20 protein-coding genes and 1 pseudogene are annotated in these 22,896 nt (G+C 74.7%); 11 read left to right on the top strand and 10 right to left on the bottom strand.

The genetic code is table 11. The annotated features are described in order from the left end of the window. Positions 1-56 precede the first annotated feature (56 nt). The 6 genes from TOK_RS01960 to TOK_RS01935 all read right to left on the bottom strand — a co-directional run bounded on the left by TOK_RS01960 (position 57) and on the right by TOK_RS01935 (position 4,802). A complete protein-coding gene (locus tag TOK_RS01960) occupies positions 57-464 on the bottom strand; it encodes a YchJ family protein (protein WP_098956034.1) in 408 nt (135 codons plus the stop codon). Continuing rightward, the gene (locus tag TOK_RS01955; RefSeq protein WP_098956033.1) at positions 461-727 is read right to left on the bottom strand and encodes a hypothetical protein; all 267 of its coding nucleotides are present in this window, start codon (positions 725-727) and stop codon (positions 461-463) included. The genes TOK_RS01960 and TOK_RS01955 overlap by 4 nt, the downstream gene beginning before the upstream one ends. After that, a complete protein-coding gene (locus tag TOK_RS01950; protein WP_098956032.1) occupies positions 688-1,104 on the bottom strand; it encodes an SRPBCC domain-containing protein in 417 nt (138 codons plus the stop codon). The genes TOK_RS01955 and TOK_RS01950 overlap by 40 nt, the downstream gene beginning before the upstream one ends. After that, the gene (locus tag TOK_RS01945; protein WP_216361819.1) at positions 1,076-1,339 is read right to left on the bottom strand and encodes a hypothetical protein; all 264 of its coding nucleotides are present in this window, start codon (positions 1,337-1,339) and stop codon (positions 1,076-1,078) included. Before TOK_RS01945 ends, TOK_RS01950 begins: the two co-directional genes overlap by 29 nt. A 92-nt stretch (positions 1,340-1,431) precedes the next feature. After that, a complete protein-coding gene (locus TOK_RS01940; RefSeq protein WP_098956031.1) occupies positions 1,432-2,388 on the bottom strand; it encodes a YafY family protein in 957 nt (318 codons plus the stop codon). A gap of 185 nt (positions 2,389-2,573) precedes the next feature. Beyond that, positions 2,574-4,802, bottom strand: coding sequence for an FUSC family protein (locus TOK_RS01935; RefSeq protein ID WP_172457354.1), 2,229 nt, complete (start codon positions 4,800-4,802; stop codon positions 2,574-2,576). Between the two features lie 67 nt (positions 4,803-4,869). Here TOK_RS01935 and TOK_RS01930 point away from each other — a divergent pair, with 67 nt between their 5' ends. Further along, entirely contained in the window at positions 4,870-5,490 is a 621-nt protein-coding gene (locus TOK_RS01930) for an L-threonylcarbamoyladenylate synthase (protein ID WP_098956029.1), read from the top strand. Between the two features lie 3 nt (positions 5,491-5,493). Here the strand turns inward: TOK_RS01930 and TOK_RS01925 are convergent, their stop codons facing one another. Beyond that, positions 5,494-6,639 (bottom strand): serine hydrolase, encoded by a 1,146-nt coding sequence (locus tag TOK_RS01925; RefSeq protein WP_216361818.1) that lies wholly within the window; start codon positions 6,637-6,639, stop codon positions 5,494-5,496. Positions 6,640-7,108: 469 nt separating this feature from the next. Between TOK_RS01925 and TOK_RS01920 the strand changes: the two genes are divergently transcribed. Both TOK_RS01920 and mftD read left to right on the top strand, forming a co-directional pair. After that, entirely contained in the window at positions 7,109-9,001 is a 1,893-nt protein-coding gene (locus TOK_RS01920) for a hypothetical protein (RefSeq protein ID WP_098956028.1), read from the top strand. 280 nt (positions 9,002-9,281) lie between these two features. Beyond that, the gene (gene mftD, locus TOK_RS01915; RefSeq protein WP_098956027.1) at positions 9,282-10,460 is read left to right on the top strand and encodes a pre-mycofactocin synthase MftD; all 1,179 of its coding nucleotides are present in this window, start codon (positions 9,282-9,284) and stop codon (positions 10,458-10,460) included. 305 nt (positions 10,461-10,765) lie between these two features. Here the strand turns inward: mftD and TOK_RS01905 are convergent, their stop codons facing one another. Beyond that, on the bottom strand, positions 10,766-11,734 hold the full coding sequence (locus tag TOK_RS01905; protein ID WP_098956026.1) for an RluA family pseudouridine synthase: 969 nt from the start codon (positions 11,732-11,734) through the stop codon (positions 10,766-10,768). A 450-nt stretch (positions 11,735-12,184) separates the two neighbouring features. Here TOK_RS01905 and TOK_RS01900 point away from each other — a divergent pair, with 450 nt between their 5' ends. From TOK_RS01900 to TOK_RS01880, 5 genes are all read left to right on the top strand, one after another. Continuing rightward, the gene (locus TOK_RS01900; protein ID WP_172457353.1) at positions 12,185-13,972 is read left to right on the top strand and encodes a PP2C family protein-serine/threonine phosphatase; all 1,788 of its coding nucleotides are present in this window, start codon (positions 12,185-12,187) and stop codon (positions 13,970-13,972) included. Then, on the top strand, positions 13,969-15,030 hold the full coding sequence (locus TOK_RS01895) for a B12-binding domain-containing protein (RefSeq protein WP_098956024.1): 1,062 nt from the start codon (positions 13,969-13,971) through the stop codon (positions 15,028-15,030). Before TOK_RS01900 ends, TOK_RS01895 begins: the two co-directional genes overlap by 4 nt. Beyond that, a complete protein-coding gene (locus TOK_RS01890; protein WP_098956023.1) occupies positions 15,027-15,410 on the top strand; it encodes an STAS domain-containing protein in 384 nt (127 codons plus the stop codon). Before TOK_RS01895 ends, TOK_RS01890 begins: the two co-directional genes overlap by 4 nt. Next, positions 15,407-16,390: a threo-3-hydroxy-L-aspartate ammonia-lyase gene (locus TOK_RS01885; RefSeq protein ID WP_098956022.1), complete on the top strand. Its 984-nt coding sequence runs from the start codon at positions 15,407-15,409 to the stop codon at positions 16,388-16,390. Before TOK_RS01890 ends, TOK_RS01885 begins: the two co-directional genes overlap by 4 nt. 385 nt (positions 16,391-16,775) lie before the next feature. Continuing rightward, positions 16,776-17,648: an LLM class F420-dependent oxidoreductase gene (locus tag TOK_RS01880; RefSeq protein WP_098956021.1), complete on the top strand. Its 873-nt coding sequence runs from the start codon at positions 16,776-16,778 to the stop codon at positions 17,646-17,648. Positions 17,649-17,654: 6 nt separating this feature from the next. Here TOK_RS01880 and TOK_RS01875 read toward each other — a convergent pair whose 3' ends face one another. Together TOK_RS01875 and TOK_RS01870 are read right to left on the bottom strand one after the other, a co-directional pair. Further along, positions 17,655-18,341, bottom strand: a complete 687-nt coding sequence (locus TOK_RS01875) for an alpha/beta fold hydrolase (protein ID WP_098956020.1) — start codon at positions 18,339-18,341, stop codon at positions 17,655-17,657. A 10-nt stretch (positions 18,342-18,351) separates the two neighbouring features. Beyond that, on the bottom strand, positions 18,352-19,482 hold the full coding sequence (locus tag TOK_RS01870; protein ID WP_098956019.1) for a PLP-dependent cysteine synthase family protein: 1,131 nt from the start codon (positions 19,480-19,482) through the stop codon (positions 18,352-18,354). A 218-nt stretch (positions 19,483-19,700) separates the two neighbouring features. Between TOK_RS01870 and TOK_RS01865 the strand changes: the two genes are divergently transcribed. From TOK_RS01865 to TOK_RS01855, 3 genes and pseudogenes are all read left to right on the top strand, one after another. Further along, positions 19,701-21,248, top strand: coding sequence for a hypothetical protein (locus TOK_RS01865; RefSeq protein ID WP_098956018.1), 1,548 nt, complete (start codon positions 19,701-19,703; stop codon positions 21,246-21,248). Next, positions 21,245-21,982 (top strand): hypothetical protein, encoded by a 738-nt coding sequence (locus TOK_RS01860; protein WP_098956017.1) that lies wholly within the window; start codon positions 21,245-21,247, stop codon positions 21,980-21,982. The genes TOK_RS01865 and TOK_RS01860 overlap by 4 nt, the downstream gene beginning before the upstream one ends. Further along, positions 21,979-22,896 (top strand): annotated as a pseudogene (locus TOK_RS01855) (hypothetical protein); the annotation flags it as partial. The gene TOK_RS01860 and the pseudogene TOK_RS01855, both read left to right, overlap by 4 nt.

The following is a 22,896-nucleotide window of genomic DNA, read 5'->3' as shown; positions in this document are numbered from 1 at the left end:
GCTCGCGGACCTGGCACCGCCGCCGGTCACGACGGCCACCCTCGTGCCGCCCGTCATCAGTCCTCGGTCCCGTCGAAGTACAGCCACACGCCGTCCTCGCGGACGAAACGGCTGTGCTCGTGCAGGACCCCGGGCCGGCCGCCGTGGGTGTAGTGCGCGCTGAACTCGACGATGCCGTGGGTGTTGAACAGGACGCCGCCGCTGCGCGAGTGGACCTCCAGTCGCGTCCACACCTGGTCGGGTTCGAGGGTGAGCCGCCGCGGCCGGGTCCGCGGATGCCACGTCCGGCGCAGGTAGTCGACGTCGCCGACCGCGAACGCGGCGTAGCGCGAGCGCATCAGCAGCTCCGCGGTCGATGCCGTCGCGTCGCCGGCGTGGAAGCGTCCGCAGCAGTCGTCGTAGGGCTCCGGAAGGCCGCACGGGCAGGTCCCCGGCCGCGATGCCGGCGTCGACGATCCACTCACTCGATCATCGTGGCAGGTCCGGGCCCGGTGGGGACAGTCTCGCCGACGCTCTGCACGAGCGTCAGCCGGGTGCGGCCCGCCGATCCCGTCAACGTCCACGCCGCGACCATGCCGCCCATGTCGATCGTGACGGCGCGACCAGGCTCGAACGCGGTGATGGTCGCCGGGTCCGGGTTGTCGTCCAGCCCGCCCATCGCCCAGCGCCCGCCGACCCTCGGCTCGATCAGGTTCGCGACGGCCAGTGCCCACCACGTGTGCAGCACCGCGACCGCGCCGGTGCCGCCGACGGCGGCCTCCCAGCCCGGAAGTGCGTCTGCGACAACGTGAGCAGGGTCGACCGGTCGCCGTCGTGCGGGTCGAGCGCGAACTCCGCGGTCGTGTCGGTGTCCTCGAGCCGCCACGTGAACCGGAGGAGGTCGTCCTCGACGCGCTCCGGGGTCTGCCGCGGCACGTCGCCCTCGGGGACGTCGCGGCCCCAGAACTGCCACGTGCCGGGCAGGGCGACCTCGGCGTGCTCGGCGATCCACGCGGTGAGCTCACCGGCGTCGGTCAGGGCGCGGTGCACCCGGGCGGGCGGTGCCGCGATGCGGACGCGGGTGACGAGAACGTCGTCAGCGGGCGGGATGGTCGGGCCGGGCATGGTCGGCTCCCTCGGCGTTCGTGAACGGATAGCAGGCCACCGTCAGCCGGAAGGCGTCGCCCTCGGGGCCGCCGTAGCGGGTGAACAGCTCCTGCGGCGTGGTCCCGAGATCGGCCAGGAAGGCCTGCCGACGGTCCGGCGCGACGCGGGTCTCGCCACTCACCCCGACCGACGGCAGGCCCGTCGCGGTGCCGTCGAGCCCGGTGCGGTCGAGCGCCGCGACGTCGCGCTGCACCTGCTCGGCCAGGTCGACCAGATGGCCCAGGCGATCTCGGACGACGCGTCGGGGCGGAGCCGGCCGACGACGCGCGGGGACACCCAGTCTTGTCAATGGACGGTGAGACGCTCCGCGCGGGTCCGCAACCGGGTCAGCGCGGCCACGAGCTCCGGGGTCCCCTCCAGCAGCTCTGCCTCGGCGTCGAGCATCGCGAGGCTGATCGCGAGCCACTCCAGGTTGTCGGCGCCCGTGCGCAGCAGGCAGCTGTCGGTACCGTCGGCGACGGGCTCGCCCATCCAGTGCGGGACGCGTCCGCGCAGCTCCTCGGCCGTCCCGCGCAGCCGCAGCACGGCGGTGAACGGCTGCGGGCGCGACCGCAGCGCCGTGTCGACGAAGCTCGCCGCGTCCTCGGCCGGCAGCTCCCGCGGCGGCACCCGCACCCCGTTGGCGAACGGGCGGGCGACCCGGTCGGCGCGGAACGTCCGCCAGGCGCCGCGGTCGACGTCCCAGGCCACGAAGTACCAGCGCCGGTGCCGCGACACCAGCCGGTGCGGCTCGACCAGCCGTGAGGTCTCCGACCCGTCGTTGGCCGTGTAGTGGAACCGCAGCTGCTCCGACCCGCGGCAGGCCTGCGCGATCGTCATCAGGACGTCGGGGTCGACCGACTCGGTGTAGCCGGGCACCGTCTCCGTGGCCACGGCCAGCGCCTCGACCCGGCGGCGCAGCCGCGTGGGCAGCACCTGCTGCAGCTTGGCCAGCGCCCGTACCGACGTCTCCTCGATGCCCGAGACGGCCCCGTTCGCCGCGGTCCGCAGCCCGACGGCGATCGCGACGGCCTCCTCGTCGTCGAGCAGCAGTGGCGGGATCTGCGTGCCGGCCGCGAGCTGGTAGCCGCCGTAGGTGCCGCGCGAGGTCTCGACGGGGTAACCCAGGTCGCGCAGCCGCTCGACGTCGCGACGCAGCGTCCGCGGGCTGACCTCCAGGCGTCCCGACAGCTCGTCGCCCGACCAGTGCCGGTAGGTCTGCAGCAGCGAGAGCAGACGCAGGATGCGGGCCGTCGGGTCCATGACGACGACCCTGCCAGACGTTGTGGCCGGATCCTGGCCGCAAGCCGCGGCCGAGGGTCCTGCGCGCCGGCCCCGGATCGCGCGCAACCTCACGGATGCCCCGGCCGGTCCGGGAGCCGTGTGGTTGCGCCCGGATCGGAGGCAGGAGGCAGGAGGCAGGCTCGGCGGGCCGGGGGAGGACCCGGTCAGGGGGCCGTGGGGTGCGGGGTGTCGGCGGGGTCGGGGGCAGCGCCGAGGTCGACGGCGAGGCCCACGACGGCCTGGTCGATCCGGCGCAGGTAGCGGACCGCCGCGAGCAGCTCGACGCGGCGACGGTGGTCGGGGCAGCGGGCGGCGTGGGCCTCGGCGGCGTCGACCAGGTCCTCGGCCGAGGCGATCACGGCGGGCGGTTCGACGGTGTCGACGCCCACGACGTCGACGCCCACGACGCGCGAGTCGTCGGCGCGCGAGTGCGGGATGCCCGCGATCAGATGGTCGCGCAGACCGTCGAGGTTGGCCCGGACCCGGTCGGCCGCCGGGCGCAGCGTCGGCTCCCAGTCCGGGTCGACGACGGAGTCGGACGTCCGCGCGAGGTCACGGGCGTAGTGGTCGACGGCCGTCAGCACCCGCAGCGCACGTTCGTAGCCGGACCGGCCCCGCCTGCGCGGCAACGGGTTGCCCAGCGGCTTGACCCGCAGCCGCAACGTCGCGAGCGACTCGTCGAGGTCGCGGGCCAGCTGCACCGGTGTCGTCGACGGCTCGTGTCCGGTCAGCCGGTCCACGGCGGCGGCGAGCGCGGTGTCGGAGGCATCCACGGCCGCGTCGAGGGCCTCGCCGAACGCCTCCCGGGTGCGTTTGGGCAGCACCAGGTAGCCCGCGATCATGCCCATCGCCGCGCCGACCGCCGTCTCCTCGATCCGCACGAGCAACGTCCCGGCCGAGAACTGGCCGATCAGCCCGTAGAGCAGGGCCAGGACCGTCGTGATCCAGAAGGCCATCAGCGCCTGCGAGATCCGGACGAGGTAGAGCGCCAGGAACACGCACGCGAACAGCAGGACGATCGCGACGAGCCGCTGGTCGCCGACCAGCGCGGCGAGTCCCATCCCGGCGATGACACCACCGATGGTGCCGACGACACGTTGCGACCCGCGGTTGAGCACGTCGCCGCGGCTCGCGGTGCCCGCGAACACGACGAACGCCGCGATGACCGCCCAGTACCAGCGCGACGGCGAGATCAGCTCGCCGCCGACGATCGCCAGGCTGGTGGCGACGAGGACCTGCACGGCCTGGCGCGTCGTCAGCTCGAGACCACCGGGGCCGCTGTCGTCCTCCTCCGCGGCGGGCTCGTCCTCCGCCGCCGGCGGCTCCTCGGGGACGGCGGCGTCGCGGGCCTGGCCCAGCGCGTCGGTGAGCCGGGTGATCGCGAACGCGACCCGCTGCGCCCGCTCGGACGTCCCGGCGGTGTCCGCCCACAGGGTGTCGACGCTGTGCCGGGCACCGTCGAGCAGCGCCGGGACCCGGTCGGCCGGGGTCGGGGTCGCGGTCGCCCGGCTCAGCCCGCGCACCCCGGCGGCGAGGGCCCGCAGCACGAGCCGGTCCGGCGGCGGGACCTCGGCGAGCAGCCGCCGCGTCGCGATCGCGAGCCGCTCGGTGGCCAGCTCGATGTCGACCACGCGCAACGACAGCCCGCCCGGCGCGGGGGAGTCACGGTCGAGGTGTTCGAGCTGGTCGACGACCTGCAGCGCCGTGTCGTTGAGCCGCACCCGGGCCCGGCGCACGGCCGCCAGGTCGGACTCGGTCGTCCCCGGCCCGCCGGCGAGCACGTCGGCGACCGCCTCGACCACGGCGTGCACCCGCGCCCGGAACGCCCGCACGAGCCGGTCCAGGACACGCTCGGGCTTCTCGGCGAGCAGCCAGCAACGCAGCAGCAACGTCGACCCGATCCCGACGGCCGCGGCCAGCAGCAGCCACGGCAGCTCCGCGACACTCGCCTGCAGGAACTGGGTGAAGAAGTACGGCATGAACGCGGCCATGCCCAGCGCGAACCCGCGCGGCCCGAACCGTCGCACCCACACCGCGCCCGCCATGACCAGCACGAACACGACGTCGGCGAGCACCCGCATCGGCGCGAGGAGCGTCCCGGCGGTGATGGCCGCGGCCGCCGGCAGCAGCATCAGCGCCGTCGTCAGCCGCCGGGCGGGCAGCTCGGGCTCGGTGACCGAGAGGCCGGCGATCATCGCGACGACCGCCGCGAACAGCAGCACCGTGACCGGCTGGCCGGTCAGCGCGCGGACCCCGGCCATGATCCCCGCCGCGAGCACCATCGCGGCCGTCGCCGTCGCGGCCATCCGCAGCCGGCCCAGGCCCGGGTCGACCCCGGTCAGCGTGGTCCGCACCTCCGTGCGGAGCTCCCGCAACCACGCCCCCGCCGGCACCGCGCGAGTCTCGCACGTCGTGACCGAACAGGACTGTCGGGACCGTGCGGGCATAGGCTCCAGTGCCATGGCACGGTACTTCGACGTCCACCCCGTCGACCCCCAGCGACGTGCGATCGGGCAGATCGTCGACCTCGTCCGCGAGGACGGGCTGATCGCCTACCCCACGGACTCGCTGTTCGCACTGGGCTGCAGGCTGGGCAACGCCGAGGGGCTCGCCCGCATCCGCGAGATCCGCCGGCTCGACGACAGGCACCACTTCACGCTGGTCTGCCGCGACTTCGCGCAGCTCGGGCACTTCGTCACCGTGTCGAACAGCCTGTTCCGGACGCTGAAGGCGGCGACGCCGGGCAGCTACACGTTCATCCTGCCCGCCACCCGCGAGGTGCCGCGGCGGCTGCTGCAGGCCAAGAAGAAGACGGTGGGCGTCCGCATCCCTGACCACACCGTCGTCCGCGCGCTGCTCGACGAGCTGGGCGAGCCGCTGCTGAGCTCGTCGCTGCTGCTGCCCGACGAGCCGGAGCCGCTGACGCAGGGCTGGGAGATCAAGGAACGCCTCGACCACCAGGTCGACGCCGTCGTCGACTCCGGGGACTGCGGCACCGAGCCGACGACCGTCATCGACTTCTCCGGGCCCGAACCCGAGATCGTGCGCGAGGGGGCGGGCGACACCTCCCTCTTCGAGTAGCCGTCACCGCCCGAACAGGGCCGTCGCGTCGTCGCGGAACTCGCCCATCAGCCGCATCAGCGGCTCGCAGAACATCCGCTGGGTCAGCAGCACCGCGACGCCGCCGGTGGCCGGGTCGGTGAACCAGGTGGTGCCGAAACCGCCGTCCCAGCCGTAGCGGCCCGCCGGGTCGACGGCGACGCCGAGGCCCCAGCCGCGGTCCCCGAGCAGCATCGACCCGTGCTGCGCTCCGGTGAGCCGGTCGGTGGTCATCCGGGCGACGGTCGTCGGGGACAGCAGGTCGCCCGCGGCGAGTGCCGTCGCGAACCGGACGTAGTCACCTGCCGTCGACAGCAGCCCGCAGCTACCGGCCGGGAACGCGGGCGGGCGGGTCCACTGCCCGCCGTCGTCGAACCGCGCCGCGCCTCCGGAGGCGTCGTCGGCGTAGCACGCGGCGAGCCGCCCTGCGTCGGGTCCGGCGACGTGGAACGCGGTGTCGACCATGCCGAGCGGACGGAGGACGTGGTGGTCCAGCACGTCGGGGAGCGGGGCGCCGGCGGCCCGGGCGACGAGCACGCCGAGGACGTCGGCGCAGGTGTCGTAGAGCCAGCGCGCGCCCGGCTGCGCGAGCAGCGGCAACGTGCCGAGCCCGCGCAGCCACTCGTCGGGGGAGTGCGGCGAGCCGGGGACGGGCGGGCCGATCGCGAGGCCCAGCTCCGCGGCGGCGGCGTAGTACGGGCTCGCGGGGAAGCCGACGTCGAGGTCGAAGCCGAACCCGGCCCGGTAGCTGAGCAGGTCCTCCACGGTGATGGCCCGGCCTGCCGGGACGGTGTCGTCGAGCGGGCCTGCCGGGTCGGTGAGGACGCGGCGGTCGGCGAGCTCGGGGAGCAGGTCGTCGACGGGCTCGTCGAGGCGCAGGGTGCCGTCCTCGACGAGCAGCAGCGTCGCCACCGCCACGACCGGTTTCGTCATCGACGTGATCCGGAACAGCGTGTCGGGGCCCATCGGGCGGCTGTCGGGCTCGCCGTCGAACGCGCTGCGCCCGATGGCGTCGACGTCGACGTCCCCGCCGCGGGCGACCGCGGTGACGAGGCCGGGCGCCACACCGTCGGCGACGTGTGCGGCCATCCGGGAGTGCATGGCGGCGAGGCCGGTGGTCGGGGTGGTCATGGCTCCTCCTCGTGGGGCGGGCGAACACCAGTGGAACGCCTGCGGGTGCCGCGACTCATCGGTGAGACGGTGGATCCGGTGGGCGCCGGTGCCAGGGGGTGCCGGTGCCAGGGGGTGCCGGTGGCGGTGGGTGCCGGCGGCGTCGAGGAGGTCGTTCTCGTCGCCGACCGGTCGTACCCGCGGGGGCCTGCGGTTCGCGGATCTTCCCGGCGTGCCGTTGGCAAGTCCTCTGTCGGCGTGTCGCCGCGCGGATCGCCGATTCGGCGTCACCGCCCCGTCACCGATTGCGTGGCGGGGTAGCCTTCACCCTTCACGACGCCGGATCGCAGCTCCCCCGTCGGCACCAGCCGTCCCGGTTCCCACGTGTATCGGGGCGGGGCGGCGATCGCAAGCCGTTCGGAGGGATCGCGAGGTGCGAGACTCGGGGCAGGGTGAGCCGCTCGGCGGTTCGACCGATCTCTGGGGGGGCGTGGCCGGCAGGTCCGGCCAGGACCGCGCGTCCGCCGCCTGGCCGAACCGGCAGGCCGACCGTGACGACGACCGGGCCGGCCCGCCGTCGGGTCCGCTCGACGCGCCGTTCGGCCCGGTCGACTCCCGCAACGGCGACTTCCAGGACGGCGACCTCCACGACGGCGACCTCCACGACGGTGGCGCCCGGTCGGATCCGTTCCCACAGGTCAGGACGTACGGAGAGGCCGGCTCGTTCGCCGACACCCACGCCGGCCCGGCGCACCGTCCGACGCCGCCGACCGGGTACCCGTACCCGCCGTCGGGGCCGTCGTCGTCGGGTGGCTGGGCCGCGGCTGGGGAACCCGCGTCGGCGCCCGTGCCCGTCATCCCTCCCGGCGCCGCGGTCGACGGGGTGCTGCTCGGCGTGATCCGCCGGTTGCGGGCCCAGGCCGCGCGCCAGGCCGCACTCGCCGAACGTCTGCGCGCCAACGAGAACCGGCCCGGCCCGCTCGCCGACCTCGCGGAGCTCGCCGCCGTCGCCCGGCGCACCCGCCGCGACAGCGACACCGTCCTCACCCTCGCCGGTGCCGAGCCGATCCGCCGCGCAGGCGGTCCCGTGCCGCTCGCCGAGCTCGTCGACGAGGTGCTGTCCGGGGTCGAGGACGCGCCTCGCGTCGTCGTCTCCCCGCCCGCCGCGGCGCTCGTGGCCCCCGCCCCGGCCGACGGCCTGGGCGCCGTGCTGTCCGAGCTGCTCGCGCACACCGGCGCCACCACCGCGCCCGGTGCCCGGATCGACCTCTCCAGCCACTGGACCCACGACGGGGGACTGGCCGTCGAGGTCCTCGTCGCGGGCGTCGCGCTGCGCGGTGAGGAAGCCGACGAGCTGCAGTACCGCCTCGACGACCCCGCCCCCGAGGGCATGATCGCGGCCGACCGGGTCGGGCTGTTCGCCGCCGCGAGGCTGGCGCGCCGGGCCGGTCTGCGCGTCGGCGTCCGGGTCGACCCGGACCATCCGCCCGCCCCCGGGCTGGCGCTCGTCGCCGCCGTCCAGTGCCCGCCGCACGTGCTCGTCACGCCCGGCGAGCGCCCCGATCCCACCACCGGTGGCTTCGGTGTCGACTCCTTCGGCAGTGGTGCCTACGCCGCCCCCGCGCCGGTCTCCGGGTCGTTCGCGTCGATCGCGCCCCCGGCGCGGTTCGGTGTCGACGAGGCGGGCGACGAGGCCGCGTCCGGCGGGGCCGGGTTCGGCGGGACGGGGTTCGACGAGGCGAGGTACGCGGAGTCGCGCAGCCGTGCGTTCCCGGAGTCGCCGACCACGGCGGTCGATGTGGGACAACGGTTCCCCGAGTCCGAGACCCGGGCGCTCGCCGCCTACGAGCCGTTCGGCGCTCGCCCGGGCGCGGTGTCCGACGACGCGCCCGGCGGCGCGGCGCCCCTCATCCGGATCGAGGAGACCCCGTTGTTCGCCGCCGCCAGCGCCGCGGTCGCGACCCCGACCGAGGGAGACGCCGCGCTGTTCGGTCCGCTCGACCCACGCTCGCTGTCCACCACCGACGGCGCGTCCCCGATCTACGCGGAGATGGCGTCGGCCTGGTTCCGGACGGAGGACGACGCCGGCGCGCACCGCGCGTCGTCGGCGGCGGACTGGGGTGACGACGGGGGCTGGAACGCCGCCGCCCAGCTCGCGGTCGAGCAGGAGGACCAGCAGACGACGGCGAGCGGCCTGCCGCAGCGCCGTCCCGGCCGCCAGATGGTGCCGCCGCCGCGGGTCGAGTCCACCGAGGGCGGTGTCGGGGTCGGTGCCCGCGTCGAGCGGGTGCCCGACCGCGTCCGCAGCCGGCTGAGCAGCTACCAGCGGGGCCTGCAGGAGGGGCGGCACCGCGCGGGTGGCGAGGACGACACCGACGGCTGAGCAGGGCCGGGCCCGATCGGCCCGAGCTGCTCGCGCTGTACCCCCGATGTGCAGGAACGGCACTTTCCCGCAGCCCGGTGACGTTCCCGCAGGCCGGTGACTTTCCCGCAGGCCAGTGGCGGGAGAGTGCCGTTCCTGCCTCCGGGGATGCGGCACCGGTGGGCCCGTCCGGTCGGAGGGGGTCGCCCCGTCCGACCGGGTCGCCCCACGACCGCGACTTTCGGCACCCGGTGCCGAAACGCTAGGCTGCCGGGACGGACAGCCTGGCAAGGGAGCGGGGATGGCGAGCACGAGCGAGTGGTTCGAGACGGTCGCCGAGGCACAGCGGCGGGCGCGCAAGCGGCTGCCCAAGTCGGTCTACATGGCCCTGGTCGCGGGCAGCGAACGCGGGATCACCACCGAGGACAACGTCGACGCCTTCGCGGAGCTGGGCTTCCGCCCCCGCATCGCGGACCTGCCGCAGGAGCGCGACCAGTCGACGTCGGTGATGGGCCAGGACATCGCGTTCCCGGTCGTCATCTCGCCGACCGGTGTGCAGGCGGTCGACCCCGAGGGTGAGGTCGCAGTCGCGCGGGCCGCGGCGGGCATGGGCACGGCGATGGGACTGTCGTCGTTCGCGAGCCGGGCGGTGGAGGACGTCGCCGCGGCCAACGACAAGCTGTTCTTCCAGATGTACTGGGTCGGCAGCCGGGAACGGATCCTGGCGCGCGCCGAGCGCGCCCGGGCCGCCGGGGCAAAGGGCCTGATCATGACCCTGGACTGGTCGTTCTCCAACGGCCGCGACTGGGGCAGCCCCATGATCCCGGAGAAGCTCGACCTCAAGGCGATGGTGCGCTTCGCGCCCGAGGCCGTCGTCCGGCCGCGGTACCTCGCCGGCTGGCTCAAGCAGGGCAAGCTGCCCGACCTCACCACCCCGAACCTCGCCCTCGGCGACGAGGAGGCGCCCACGTTCTTCGGCGCCTACGGCGAGTGGATGGGCACCCCGCTGCCGACGTGGGAGGACATCGCCTGGCTGCGCGAGAAGTGGGGCGGCCCGTTCGCGATCAAGGGCATCACGCATCCCGACGACGCGCGCCGCGCCGTCGACGCGGGCGCCACCGCGATCTCGGTGTCGAACCACGGCGGCAACAACCTCGACGGGACGCCGGGCGCGATCCGGCTGCTGCCCGCCGTCGTCGACGCGGTGGGCGACCAGGTCGAGGTACTGATGGACGGCGGCGTCCGCCGCGGCAGCGACGTCGTGAAGGCGCTGGCACTGGGCGCGCGGGCCGTGCTGATCGGGCGCGCCTACCTGTGGGGCCTGGCTGCCAACGGCGAGGCCGGGGTCACCAACGTGCTGCAGCTGCTGCGGCAGGGGATCGACTCGGCGCTGCTCGGCCTGGGCAAGTCGTCGATCCACGAGCTCAGCCGCGACGACCTCATCATCCCCGACGGCTTCGGTCGCACCGGGAAGCTCTGAGCCCGTCGGGTCCAGCGGTGGCTGGGCCATGAACCGTGGCCTGGTGCCGCGGTGGCCCGCGTGGCGTGCACGACGAACAGATGCACCAGGTGGACGTCGCCAGGACCGCCGTAGCTCGCCTCGACGTGCCGGCCCGCGTCGCCGGGTCGTCCCGGTCGCAGCCGGTGGCGGTCCACAGCAGGTCGAGGGAGGTGGCAGTGACGTCGGCGGGGAACGCGCCGGGCAGGTGCACGAACCCGTCGGCGACGAACCGGTCGACGTCGGAGACGGCCAGCTCGGGTCCGGCAGGCGTCACCGGGCCACTCTCACCGACGGGTGGCGGGCCCGTCGACCGGTCTCGGGGCGCCTGCCACCCAGCCCGCGTGGTCGTCCCAGGCCTGCAGGGGCAGGGCACTGGTGAACTGCCGCTCCTGCCCGGTGAGGGGGTCGGTGAACTCCAGGGTGTGGGCGAGCAGCTGAAGCGGGCGCGTCCAGTCGTCGAGTGCGGTGTCGTGGAGCTCGGGGTAGAAGCGGTCGCCGAGGATCGGCACCCCCAGCCCGGCCATGTGCAGCCGCAGCTGATGGGTCCGGCCGGTGCGCGGGGTGAGCCGGTAGCGGCCCAGCCCGCCGCGGTGCTCGACCAGCTCGACGACGGTCTCGGCGTTCGGCGGACCGTCGACCTCCTGCGCGACGATCACGCCGCGCTCCTTGACGATCCGGCTGGACACGGTGCGCGGGAGGACCAGCGCCGGGTCGTGCGGGGCGATCGCCTCGTAGGACTTCGCGACGCGCCGGTCCCGGAACAGCGTCTGGTAGGCGCCCCGCTCGTGGCGGTGCACCACGAACATCAGCAGCCCGGCCGTGACCCGGTCGAGCCGGTGCGCGGGGGACAGGTCGGGGAGGCCGAGGTCGCGCCGCAGCCGGACCAGTGCGGTCTCCACGACGTGGCGCCCGCGCGGGATCGTCGACAGGAAGTGCGGTTTGTCGACGACGAGCAGGTGCTCGTCGCGGTGCACGACGCCGATCGGGAACGGGACGGGCACCTCGTCGGGCAGGTCGCGGTGCAGCCACACGAACGTCGCGGGCACGAACGGCGAGCCGGGCGTCAGCGGCCCGTCGACGCCGACGATCTCCGCGCCGGCGAGCATCGCGTCGATACGTTCCGGAGCGACGCGGGGGAGACGTTCGACGAGGTGGTCACGCATCGACGTCCACGGGCCCTCGTCGGGTGTGCGCAGCCGGACGGCGTCGAGGCCGTGCCGCTGCGGCAGCGGGGAACGCAACGATCGCCTCATCGTGCACCGAGCCTAACCGGCCCGCTCCCGGGCCCGACGACCAGCGGCGTTCACCCGATCGTGCACCCCGCGCGTCGGACGCCGTGACCTGTTTGAGACCTTGGGTTCTGCCCCCGACAGCTCCCCGAACTTCTGGAGGATGGCATGAAGAAGATGCGTCGCAGGCTCGGCCGGACCGTGAGCAGCCTGGTCGAAGGACTGTCCGTCGTCGCCGGCTGGAACCGCGGGAAGGGCCGCAGGCGCTGACCGCGCCGGCCGGCACGCCTGCCCCACGCCGGGCACCGCCCGTCGCACGAGCTCCCCACGGCGCGGACGGGCGCTGAGGAATCCGCCGGATCGCACTATTCTCGACCGTCACGGCCCGGCAGCGACGCCTGTCGCGCGATGCCGGGTGGTGTGCGGGATCGCACCGGTCCCGCGCCGACGAGACGGAAGTGTTGTGATCCGCGGGTGATCAGCCGCAGCAAGGACGCCGACATGGACCGTGCCGCCACCGGCCTCGGTGGTGGCGCGGTCGACGGCGCCCTTCCCGTGCAGGGGTCCGCGGTGGTGCCGGCGCCTCCGGCCCGGCCCGCCGCCCCGCCCGGACCGAGCCTCGCCGAGCGGCTGCTCGACGGGATCGCCGAGGGCGTCGTCGCGTGCGACGCCCACGGCATCGTCCGCTCGGCCAACACGACCGCCGTCCGGATGCTGCCGGACCTGCGGGTCGGTGAGCTGTCCGTCGCGGCGATGCAGGTCCTGCGCACGGCGGTCGCCGACGCCCCCGATGCCGATGCCGATGCCGAGCTGGCCCTCGACGGCCGCGCCATCGCGGTGCGCCGCCGTTCACAGCCGGGCGGCTGGACCGCATGGCACCTGCGTGACGTCACCGAGGAGCGGGCCCGCCTCGACAGCCTGCTCGCCGAGCGCGCCCGCTCGCGGTTCCTCGCCGCCGCCAGCAGCCGCCTCGGGCTCTCCCTGCACCCGGGCCGTACCGCCCGCGCCGTCGCCGAGCTCGCCGCCGACGAGCTGGCCGATGCCGCCGTCGTGGTGCTGCCGGTGCACGGGGGCACCGTGGACTGGTACCGCTGCGAGCACGACGGCCCGTCCAGCGTGGGCCGGGCCAGCGCCCGTGACCTGCCCGGGCCCGTCGCCCGCGCCCTGGCCGGGCTCGACACCGGCCCTCAGCTGCTGCTGGCCGACGAGCTCGACGCCGAACCGTGGCGGCGCACCGGAGCCGGTGTGTCCGGCGCGGCGCTGATGGCGTTGCCCGGCAATGGGAAGCCTGCGGGAGTGCTCGTCCTGCTGCGGTCCGGCGCCGGGGACGGCGCCACCGCAGCGTCCGGTGGGCCCGACGTCGAGCTCGTCGAGGAGTTCGCGCAGCGGGCCGGGATCGCGCTGGCCGCCGCGTCGCTGTACGCGGGTCAGGCGCGGACGGCCGCCGTCCTCAAGCGCAGCCTGCTGCAGCCCGACCTGCCCCTCGTCGAGGGGGTCGCCCTGGGTGCCGCCTACCGGCCCGCCGAGCAGGGCATGCTCATCGGTGGCGACTTCTACGACGTGCACCCCGACCCGGCCGGCCGCGGCGCGACGTTCATGCTCGGCGACGTGTGCGGCAAGGGTGTCGGCGCGGCCGTCAGCACCGGGCGGCTGCGGCACTCGGTGCAGGCACTGCGCCGCCTGGAGACCGATCCGGTCCGGCTGCTCGACCTGCTCAACGACACGATGCTCGAGTCCACCGCCGCCGACGACGATCCGGGCTTCGCGACGGTCGTCATCGGCACGGCGGTCCCGCTGGAGTCCGGCGGTCTGCGGCTGCGGCTCGCCGGCGGCGGGCACCCCCCGCCCGTCCTGGTGCGCACCGACGGCGTCGAGACCGTGGAGATCGGCGGCACGCTGGTGGGCGCGATCCCGTCGGCCCGGTTCCGCTCGCGCACGGTCGACCTCGCGCCGGGGGAGTCCTGTGTGCTCTACACCGACGGGGTCACCGAGGCCCGCGGCGGCATCGACGGCCGGGAGGAGTACGGCGAGACCCGGCTCACGGACCTGCTCGTCGGGTGCCACGTCATGCCGGCGGCCGCCATCGCGGAACGGGTCACCCTGCACGCGTCGCGGTGGAACTCCGCCGGTGCCCGTGACGACGTCGCCGTCCTGGTCGTGCAGGCCCCGCTGCACGCCGCGCCGCAGGGGGCGTCCCGGCGCCACCTGCACTCGGTCCGTGCCGCGGAGTCCCCGGCGGGCGGCGAGGAGGGCACCGCGTGACCGCACCGCCGACGCTCCCCACCCGGCTCGAATCCGTTGCGCCCGAGTTCTTCGACGCGCTCGGCCGGGCCGACGAGTGGCGGGCCTGCGAGCTCGCCGTGGGTCTCCTCGGCGACGGCGTGCACCCCGCCGACGTGCTGGTCGGCCTCGTCGGCGCCGCCGCCCGGCGGATCGGCGCGCTGTGGGAGGCCGGCGAATGGAGCGTCGCGCAGGAACACGCGGCGACATGTGTCAACGAGCGGGTCGTCGCTGCTGTCGGCGCCCGCATCCCGGCCGGCGGTGCACGCGGCTCGGTCGTTGTCGGCTGCCTCGACGGCGAGTGGCACGCACTGCCCGCACGGATCGTCTCGGAAGTGTTGCGCGCCAACGGGTGGGCCGTCACGTTCCTCGGGGCGAGCGTCCCCGCCGAGCATCTCGCGTCCTACCTGCACCAGTACGGGCCCGACGTCGTCGCGCTCAGCTGCGCACTGCCCATCCATCTGCCCGCCGCCCACCGGACGATCGTCGCCGCCCAGCGGACCGGCACCCCGGTGCTCGCGGGCGGACCCGGCTTCGGCGCCGACGGTCGCTGGGCCCGTCGCCTCGGCGTCGACGCCTGGGCGCCCGGGCCCGTCGAGGCCGTGGCGGTGCTGGACCAGCAGCCGTGGCGCGGCGCCGCCCCGCCCGTGGCGACGATCACCGCCGCGAGCGCGGAGTACGCAGGCCTGACCGAACGGCGCGGCGCACTCGTCGGTGCCGCCGTCGACGCCTTGGAGGGGTTCTCCCCGTTCGCCGGCCCGCCCGGCAACCCGCTCGGGTCCGACCCGGTCCAGGACGCCGGACAGGTCGTCGACTTCCTCGGCGCCGCGGTCTACCTGTCCGACGACGGGCTGTTCGCCGACTACCTGCACTGGCTGGGGTCGGCGCTGGGTGCCCGCGACATCTCCACCGGCGGCCTGCACGCCGTGCTGGGTGAGCTGGCCGCGGGCCTGCACGACTTCCCGTTCGCGCTCAGCTGCCTGCGGCAGGGACGTGAGCAGCTGCGACCGGGCTTCACGAACGGAGGGGGCGAACGTTGAGCAGCCATCCGGAGCCACTGCATCTCGACGTCGGTACCGAGGCGGACGGGCGACCACGCGTCACGGTGCGCGGCGAGTTGAGCTACATCACCGCACCCGCCGTCGACGAGCAGCTGCGAGCACTGCCCGGCCCCGGCCCCGGTCACGGGGGCGCCGACGTCGTGATCGACCTCGCCGAGGTGTCGTTCTGCGACTCCTCCGGGCTCGCGGCGCTGCTGTCGGCCCACCGGCGCACCAGCCGCCGCGGCGGGACCGTGGTCCTGCGCAGCCCGCAGGGTCCGATGCGCCGCATCCTGCGCCTCACCGGCGTCGAGGTGCTGTTCGAGATCGAGGAGACCCACGCCGCTGATCTCGACGCGGCCGCCGGGAGCCAGGCCTGAGCGCCGCGACGGGCCTCGACCGGCCGGTCCCGACGTTCGACGACGTCGCCGCCGCGGCCCGCGGCCTCGCGGGGGTCGCGCACCGCACACCCGTCGTGACCTCGCGGACCCTCGACGGCATGGTCGGCGCCTCGGTGTTCCTCAAGTGCGAGAACCTGCAGCGGGGCGGCGCGTTCAAGTTCCGCGGCGCCTACACGGCGCTGTCACGGCTGTCCGCGGCGCAGCGGGCGGCGGGGGTGCTGGCGTACTCGTCGGGCAACCACGCCCAGGCGGTCGCGCTGGCAGCCCGGGAGCTGGGCACGTCCGCGACGATCGTGATGCCCCTCGATGCGCCCGCGTCGAAGATGGCGGCGACCCGCGGCTACGGGGCGGAGATCGTCACCTACGACCGCTACGCCGTCGACCGCGAGGAGCTGGCCACCGGCCTCGCGGCCGAGCGCGGCCTGGCGCTGATCCCGCCCTACGACCATCCCGACGTCCTCGCGGGCCAGGGCACCGCGACGATGGAGCTCATCGAGGACGCGGGTCCGTTCGACGCGCTGTTCGTCTGCCTGGGCGGCGGCGGGCTGCTGTCGGGCGCGATCCTGGCGGCCCGGGCGCTCTCGCCGGGGGTTCGCATCCACGGCGTGGAGCCCGAGGCCGGCGACGACGGGCTGCAGTCGTGGCGCGCGGGGCGGATCGTGCACATCGACGTACCCCGCACCATCGCCGACGGCGCCCAGACCCAGCACCTGGGCCGCTACCCGTTCGCGATCATCCGCGAGGGTGTCGACGAGATCCTCACCGTGCCCGACGAGGCGCTCGTCGACGGCATGCGGCTGCTCGCGACCCGGCTCAAGCTCGTCGTGGAGCCGACCGGGTGCCTGGCGCTGGCCGGGGCGCTGGCCAGGCGCGAGGAGCTGGCGGGGCAGCGGGTCGGGGTGATCGTGAGCGGCGGCAACGTCGACCTCGACCGGTTCGCCGCCCTCGTATCGGGCTGACCTGATCGAATCCTGACGACAACTGCTCACCGCGGCGCCGAGGTCTGACCGTCGACGCGCAGCCCGTCGCCGGCTCGGCGGTCGCCGCGGGGCCGCTGCGGCGCGGTCCCGGTGGGAAGGGCGCGAACCAGCCGCTGCCCCCGGCGGTGCCCGACCGCCCCGTGCCAACGCGGGGGAGCTGGCGGTCGCGGTGGCATCGGTCACGGTGCCGTGGGCGGGTGCGGCCGGCTCGCTGCCCTTCCGCGAGGACGTTCCGGACCAACCGGGCAGACCTGGCTGGTCGGCCCCCGTCACGCCGGAGCCTGGGATCGGCGCGGCCAGGCAGCCGCGCCGTGGCGGCGCTAGCGTCGGAAGGACACACCTTCCGACGGGAGAAGACCACCGCATGAAGATCGGCCTGCACATCGCTGACTTCACCTGGCCGGGCGGACCGCAGAACCTGGCCGCCGACCTCGCCCGCATCGCCACGACCGCCGAGGACGTCGGCGTCACCAAGCTCAGCGTCATGGACCACGTCTGGCAGATCCAGGGCGTCGGGCCTGCCGAGAACGACATGCTCGAGGCGTACACGACGCTCGGCTACCTCGCCGCCCACACGAAGCGCGTCGACCTGCTCGCCTGGGTCACCGCCGTGACCTACCGCGAGCCCGGCATGCTCGCCAAGATCGTCTCCACCCTCGACGTGCTGTCGGGCGGCCGGGCCTGGCTGGGCATCGGCGCCGCCTGGAACGACGAGGAGTCCCGCGGCCTCGGCCTGCACTTCCCGCCGACGGCCGAGCGCTTCGAACGGCTCGAGGAGACGCTGCGCATCTGCCTGCAGATGTGGAGCGACGACGACGGCCCGTTCGAGGGCACCCACTACACACTGGGCCGCACCCTGGACTCGCCGCACCCGCTGCGCCGCCCGCACCCGCCGATCCTCATCGGCGGCGGTGGGGAGAAGAAGACGCTGCGCCTCGTCGCGCAGTACGCCCAGGCGTGCAACCTGTTCGGGGGCCCCGAGGTCGCGCACAAGCTCGACGTCCTGCGCGGGCACTGCGAGGCCGTCGGCCGGGACTACGACGAGATCGAGAAGACCGTCATGTTCCCGCTCGACCCCGGTGCCGACGGCGAGAACGTCGACACGATCCTCGAGCAGATGGCCGGGCTCGCGAAGCTCGGCGTCACCCACGTCCACGGCTGGGTGCCGGGCGTCGCCGCGATCACGCCACTGGAGATCCTGGGCGAGAAGGTGATCCCGGAGGCGGACAAGCTCTGATCCGTCTCAGGCCAGGGCCAGGAGGATCGACGCCAGCTCGTCGGGCCGGTTCTCCGGCACCATGTGGCCGGTGTCGATCTCGTGGAGGCGCCACGCGGGTGAGGCCCCGGCCCGCGCGGCGGCCGCCTCGAACGCCGCGTTCGGCTCGGCCGTCGCACGGATGTAGGTGAGCCCGAACGGGCCCTGCTCCAGCGGCGTGCCGAGCCGGACGGGCTCGCTGAACGTGCGGGCCGGCTGCGGGGTGCGCCGGGGACGGGAGAACGCCGCGATCTCCGCCGACTCGTACTCCCGCTCGCTCGGCGGGATCAGCCAGGGCGCGCCGAGCCCTTGTGGCACATCGCGTCCCGCGGCCAGCGCGACGACGCTCTGCCCGTCGGCGGGGACGAACGCGTCGAGGTAGACGAGCTCACGGACCCGGTCGCCGATCGCGTCGAGTGCGCCGGTGACGACCATGCCGCCGTAGGAGAAGCCGAGCAGCACGATGTCGTCGAGGTCCTCGTAGCGGACCGTGTTGACGACGTCGAGCACGTGCGTCGTCAGCGACACGAGCGGTCCCGTGAGATGGGAGCGCTCGCCGATCCCGGTGAGGCTCGGGGTGAACACCTCGTGGCCCTGCGCGCGCAGCAGCGGCCGGACCCTGCGGAACCCGTAGGACCCGCCCCACGCGCCGTGCACCAGAACGAACGTCGTCATGGGACCAGTCCTACCGGAGCATCCCGGTGCGGTGGAACTCGTCGAGGCGGCGGGCGTAGGGGGCGATGTCGAGGCCGGCCGACTCCAGCCACGCGTCGGAGTAGTAGGTCTCGGTGTAGCGCTCGCCCGAGTCGCACAGCAGCGTGACGACGCTGCCACCGCGGCCCGCGGCCACCATCTCCGAGACGATCCGGTAGGCCGCCCACAGCCCGGTGCCGGTCGACGCGCCCGCCTTCCAGCCGGCCCGGGCGTCGAGGTCGCGCACGGCGGCGATCGCCGCGGCGTCGGGCACCCGGATCATCCGGTCGATCGCGGTGCCGACGAAGCTCGGCTCCACCCGCTGCCGCCCGATGCCCTCGATGCGGGAGGAGACCGGCGTCGTCACGCCCGCGTCGCCCTCGCGCCAGCCCGGCATGAACGCCGAGTTCTCCGGGTCGGCGACGCACACCCCGGTGCTGCGACCGGTGTAGACGACGTAGCGCGCGATCGTCGCCGACGTACCGCCGGTTCCGGCCGTCGCCACCACCCATGCGGGCTCGGGGTGGCGTTCCTGTGCCATCTGGTCGAAGAGCGACTCGGCGATGTTGTTGTTGCCGCGCCAGTCGGTGGCCCGCTCGGCGTAGGTGAACTGGTCCATGTAGTGCCCGCCGGTCTCGCGGGCCAGCCGGGTCGCGGTCTCGTAGACCTCCGACGCGCGCTCGACGAGATGACAGCGCCCGCCGTGCAGCTCGATCAGCTCGATCTTCTGCCGGCTCGTCGAGCGGGCGACGACAGCGACGAACGGGACCCCGATCAGCCGCGCGAAGTAGGCCTCCGACACCGCGGTCGAGCCGCTGGACGCCTCGATGACCGGCCGGTCGCGGCGGACCCAGCCGTTGCACAGCGCGTGCAGGAACAGCGAGCGGGCGAGGCGGTGCTTGAGCGAGCCGGTCGGGTGCGTCGACTCGTCCTTGAGGTAGAGGTCGACGTTCCAGCCCGTCGGCAGCGGCACCGTGAGCAGGTGCGTGTCCGACGACCGGTTGGTCTCCGCGCGGATGCGGGCGACCGCCTGCACGACCCAGGCACGATGGTCGGGGTCGAAACGGTCGACGTCCTCGCCGAGCCGGACCTGCGGACAGGCATCGCTGGAGACGCTGGTCATGGTTCTCCTCGCCGTCGCCGACGTGGGTTCGCGTCCCGGCGCGGACGCGGAGCGCCGCTGCCCGACAACACCTTAGCGTCCCGGGCCTCCCGGGTGTCGGGACAGATGACCATCAATGTCCGGTCATTCGGTCGGGACGGGGGCCACGGCCCGGTGCTGTCGGACCCGGTGGCTACCCTCCCGGGACGGCAGGACGTCGACATCAGCTGGCGAGGGACATGACGGGTGCGTACGGGGGCGTGATCTCGCCCGCCGCCGACGCGTCCGCGCGCGACCGCTGGCGTGCCCTGGCGTTGACCGACCCGGTGTCGCGGCTGGTGCGCAACGCCGCCCACGCGGGGATCGACGACGCCGACTACGACCTGCGGCTGCTCGCCCTCGCCGCGGTCGACGTCGTCGTCGGGTCGATGGGGTTCGCCCGCGAGGCGACGCTGGACGACCTGGTCGACGAGCTCACCGGCCTCGCGTCGCGGATGTGCCCGGGCCGGCCCGACCAGGCGCGCGACGCGGCCCAGACCGTCGTGCGCGGCCTGCTCAACGACGCGCACGACCAGCGGCGGTTCAGCTACCGCTTCGCCGACCTCGGTGCCCCCGGCGCCGCCGTCCGGTGGGAGGCCTACAGCTTCCGGCTGCTGTCGCTGCGCGAGGCCGAGTACGGGCCCGTGGTCGTCGCCAGCGACCAGGCGGTGACGCTGTTCCTGAACGGGCTCGACGTCGACCTCGAGGACGCCGACCGGGCGCTCGCCCATGTCCTGCAGCGTCAGCTCGACGACCGCCGGTTCGACGCCGCCGCCCGCACCGCGGCCCAGGCGGAGCGGACGAGCGTCGGCATGTCGGCGACGCTGGCCGAGCTGCTCGACGCCACCCGCCGCGACGTCGGCTCGCACGACTGGGAGCAGGAGGTGCCGCAGCGGCTGGCGCGGGCGCGCCGCCACGTCGAGGCCCGCATCGGGGAGGACGACCGGCTGCTCGAACACGTCCAGGGCGGCCTCGACGCCGAGACCTCGCCGGAGGTCCGGGCGGTGTCGGGCCGCATCGTCGACCTCGTCGGCCGGGCCCGGCGCGTGCACCTCGACCTGGAACGACGCCTCGTCGGGGCGCGGGAGGTGTTCCTCACCGCGCAGGTCCGCCAGCGGCTCACGCGCCGGCGCCGGCTGCGGATGCTCGCGCTGCGCGACGAGGTCCTGCTCCCGGTGCTCGCGCTGCCCCGCCCGGCGGCGCTGGACGTGGCGACGGCGTTCGCCGACCGGGCGCTGGGCGTCACCGTGCCGCGTCTCGTCCGTTTCGACGACATGGTGGACATGCTGTGGGCGCCGCCGCGGGCGCGGGAGTCCGCGGAGCCCGACGTCGAGGTCGTCCCCGACGTCGGGGACGCCACGCAGGACGTGCAGCGCTACCCCGAGCCGGTCGTGGGCGCGGCGCGGCAGGTGCTGGCCGCCGTCACCGGTGGCGACGAGGTCCGGCTGTCGGCGCTGCTCGACGGCGTTCCGATCGCCGCGGCCGACGCCTCGACGGAGGAGGCCGAGGTCGCCGAGCTGGTGCTGCTGTCTGCGCTGTGGGCGTTCGCACCCGACGTGGCCGCCGAGGCGGAGGGCGACGTCGCTGGGGAGATCGACGTGCTGGCGGGCGGGATCGAGGCGCGCCGCGACGGACGGCTGCTGGACCGGCCCGACGTCGGTGGTCCGGACCTGCTGGTGCGGTTGCGTGGTTCGGGCCGCGTGGGCGAGGACGCCGTGCCCGCCTGCGAGAGGGAGCCGGTCGCATGAGCAGCGTCGCCGCCGACCTCACGCAGGTCCGGGCCGCCGCCGAGCTGCTCGGCTTCGCGCTGGCCCGCCGCGCCCGGCCGGTCGAGGGTGGGGAGTACCGCGCGCTGCTCGACCGCTACCGCAGCGAGCTCGCGTTCAAGGACGTCGTCGACACCATGGCCGAAGGCCTCGGCCTGGAGGTGCTGGGCGTCCCGCGGTCGGGACTGGTGCTCGCCCCCGAGCCGGGCGGCGCGTTCGCGACCCGGCTCGCCGATCTGCGCACCACCATGGACGCCGACGACCGCCTCGTGTTCGGGCTGGTCCTCGTCGGCATCGCCGCCTACGCCTACCCGACCGACGCCGACTTCGACGACCCCGAGACGCGGCTCGTCGAGATCGTGCGGGTCGACGAGTTCATCCGGGCGTCGCTGGACGCCCTCGGTGGCCTCGGCGGGGTCGAGGGCAGCCCCGAGGAACGCGCCCGCGTCGCCGCGCAGGTCTACGCCGACCTGCCGCAGCTGATCACCACCCAGACCGGCAGGCGGGCCCGCGGCTGCACGCTCAAGGCGGTCGAGGAGGTGTTCGGCTGGCTCGTCGAGCAGGGCGCCGCCCGCGAGGCCACGACGCTGGGCGCCGACACGTTCCATCTCACCGACCGGTTCCGGCTGCTGGTGGCCGACAGCGCAGGTGGTGCGGCCCTCGACGCGCTGCGGGAGGCCCGGGCCCGGGAGAACCGGGCGGAGGTGGGTACGTGAGCGCCCCGCCCGTGATGTGGACGATGCGGCGCGTCCGGCTGCACCGCATCGGCCCGGCCGCCGCCCGGTTCGTCGACGTCACCCTGGAACTGACCGGAGCCGACGGGCAGCCGCTGCACTCGATCCTGTGGCTGCGCAACGGCGGCGGGAAGTCGACGGTCCTGTCGCTGATGTGCGCGGTCGTCCGCCCGCACCGCCGCGACTTCCTGGCCACGTCCACGACGGGCAAGCACCTCGAGGACTACGTGCTGGGGTCCGACACCGCGCACGTCGTCGTCGAGTGGTCGGGGCCCGGCGGCGCCACGCTCGTCACCGGCGCCGTCTACGAGTGGGCCGACCGGACGCAGCCAGCCGACCCCAACCGCGACCACGACCGGCTCGCCGCCCGCTGGTACGTGTTCCGGTCCCCGAGCGGCTCCGAGGCGACCCTGGACGCGCTGCCCTTCGGCGGCGACGCGGCGCCGACACCGTTGCGCGACTTCGTGTCCGCGGTGAAGCGCTGGGGCGCGGTCCCGGACTGCGGCGCCGCGGTCACCGACTCCCAGGACCGCTGGGCGCAGCTGCTCGACGACCACGGCCTCGACCCGTCGATCTTCACCGCGATCCTGCAGATGAACGCCACCGAGGGCGGCATCGAGGGCCAGTTCCAGTTCCGCGGGCCCGACCAGTTCGTCCGCTACCTGCTGGAGCTGATCGTCGACCCCGAGGTGCCCGCGGCCGTCTCGCAGATCCTGGAGAAGGTCCGCGAAGGCCTCGCGGCCCGGCCCGAGATCCTCGCCGACCTCGCCTTCGCCGACGAGGCCGCGCCGCTGCTGGGCGACCTGGCGGCCGCGCGCGCCGCCCACGACGGGGCCGGGACCGCCGTCACGGCTGCCGAGGCCGCCGCCCGGGACCTGGCGGGCGCGCTCGCCGCC

It is taken from the genome of Pseudonocardia sp. N23 (genome assembly GCF_002583555.1).
Taxonomy (GTDB): Bacteria; Actinomycetota; Actinomycetes; order Mycobacteriales; family Pseudonocardiaceae; genus Pseudonocardia.
This window is presented reverse-complemented; position numbering and strand designations above follow the sequence as displayed.

Coding starts and splice junctions, on each gene's coding strand:
- TOK_RS01950 (WP_098956032.1), bottom strand. CDS start 1,104: ATGCCCGGCCCGACCATCCCGCCCGCTGACGACGTTCTCGTCACCCGC.
- TOK_RS01940 (WP_098956031.1), bottom strand. CDS start 2,388: ATGGACCCGACGGCCCGCATCCTGCGTCTGCTCTCGCTGCTGCAGACC.
- TOK_RS01930 (WP_098956029.1), top strand. CDS start 4,870: ATGGCACGGTACTTCGACGTCCACCCCGTCGACCCCCAGCGACGTGCG.
- TOK_RS01925 (WP_216361818.1), bottom strand. CDS start 6,639: ATGACCACCCCGACCACCGGCCTCGCCGCCATGCACTCCCGGATGGCC.
- mftD (WP_098956027.1), top strand. CDS start 9,282: ATGGCGAGCACGAGCGAGTGGTTCGAGACGGTCGCCGAGGCACAGCGG.
- TOK_RS01905 (WP_098956026.1), bottom strand. CDS start 11,734: ATGAGGCGATCGTTGCGTTCCCCGCTGCCGCAGCGGCACGGCCTCGAC.
- TOK_RS01880 (WP_098956021.1), top strand. CDS start 16,776: ATGAAGATCGGCCTGCACATCGCTGACTTCACCTGGCCGGGCGGACCG.
- TOK_RS01875 (WP_098956020.1), bottom strand. CDS start 18,341: ATGACGACGTTCGTTCTGGTGCACGGCGCGTGGGGCGGGTCCTACGGG.
- TOK_RS01870 (WP_098956019.1), bottom strand. CDS start 19,482: ATGACCAGCGTCTCCAGCGATGCCTGTCCGCAGGTCCGGCTCGGCGAG.
- TOK_RS01865 (WP_098956018.1), top strand. CDS start 19,701: ATGACGGGTGCGTACGGGGGCGTGATCTCGCCCGCCGCCGACGCGTCC.
- TOK_RS01860 (WP_098956017.1), top strand. CDS start 21,245: ATGAGCAGCGTCGCCGCCGACCTCACGCAGGTCCGGGCCGCCGCCGAG.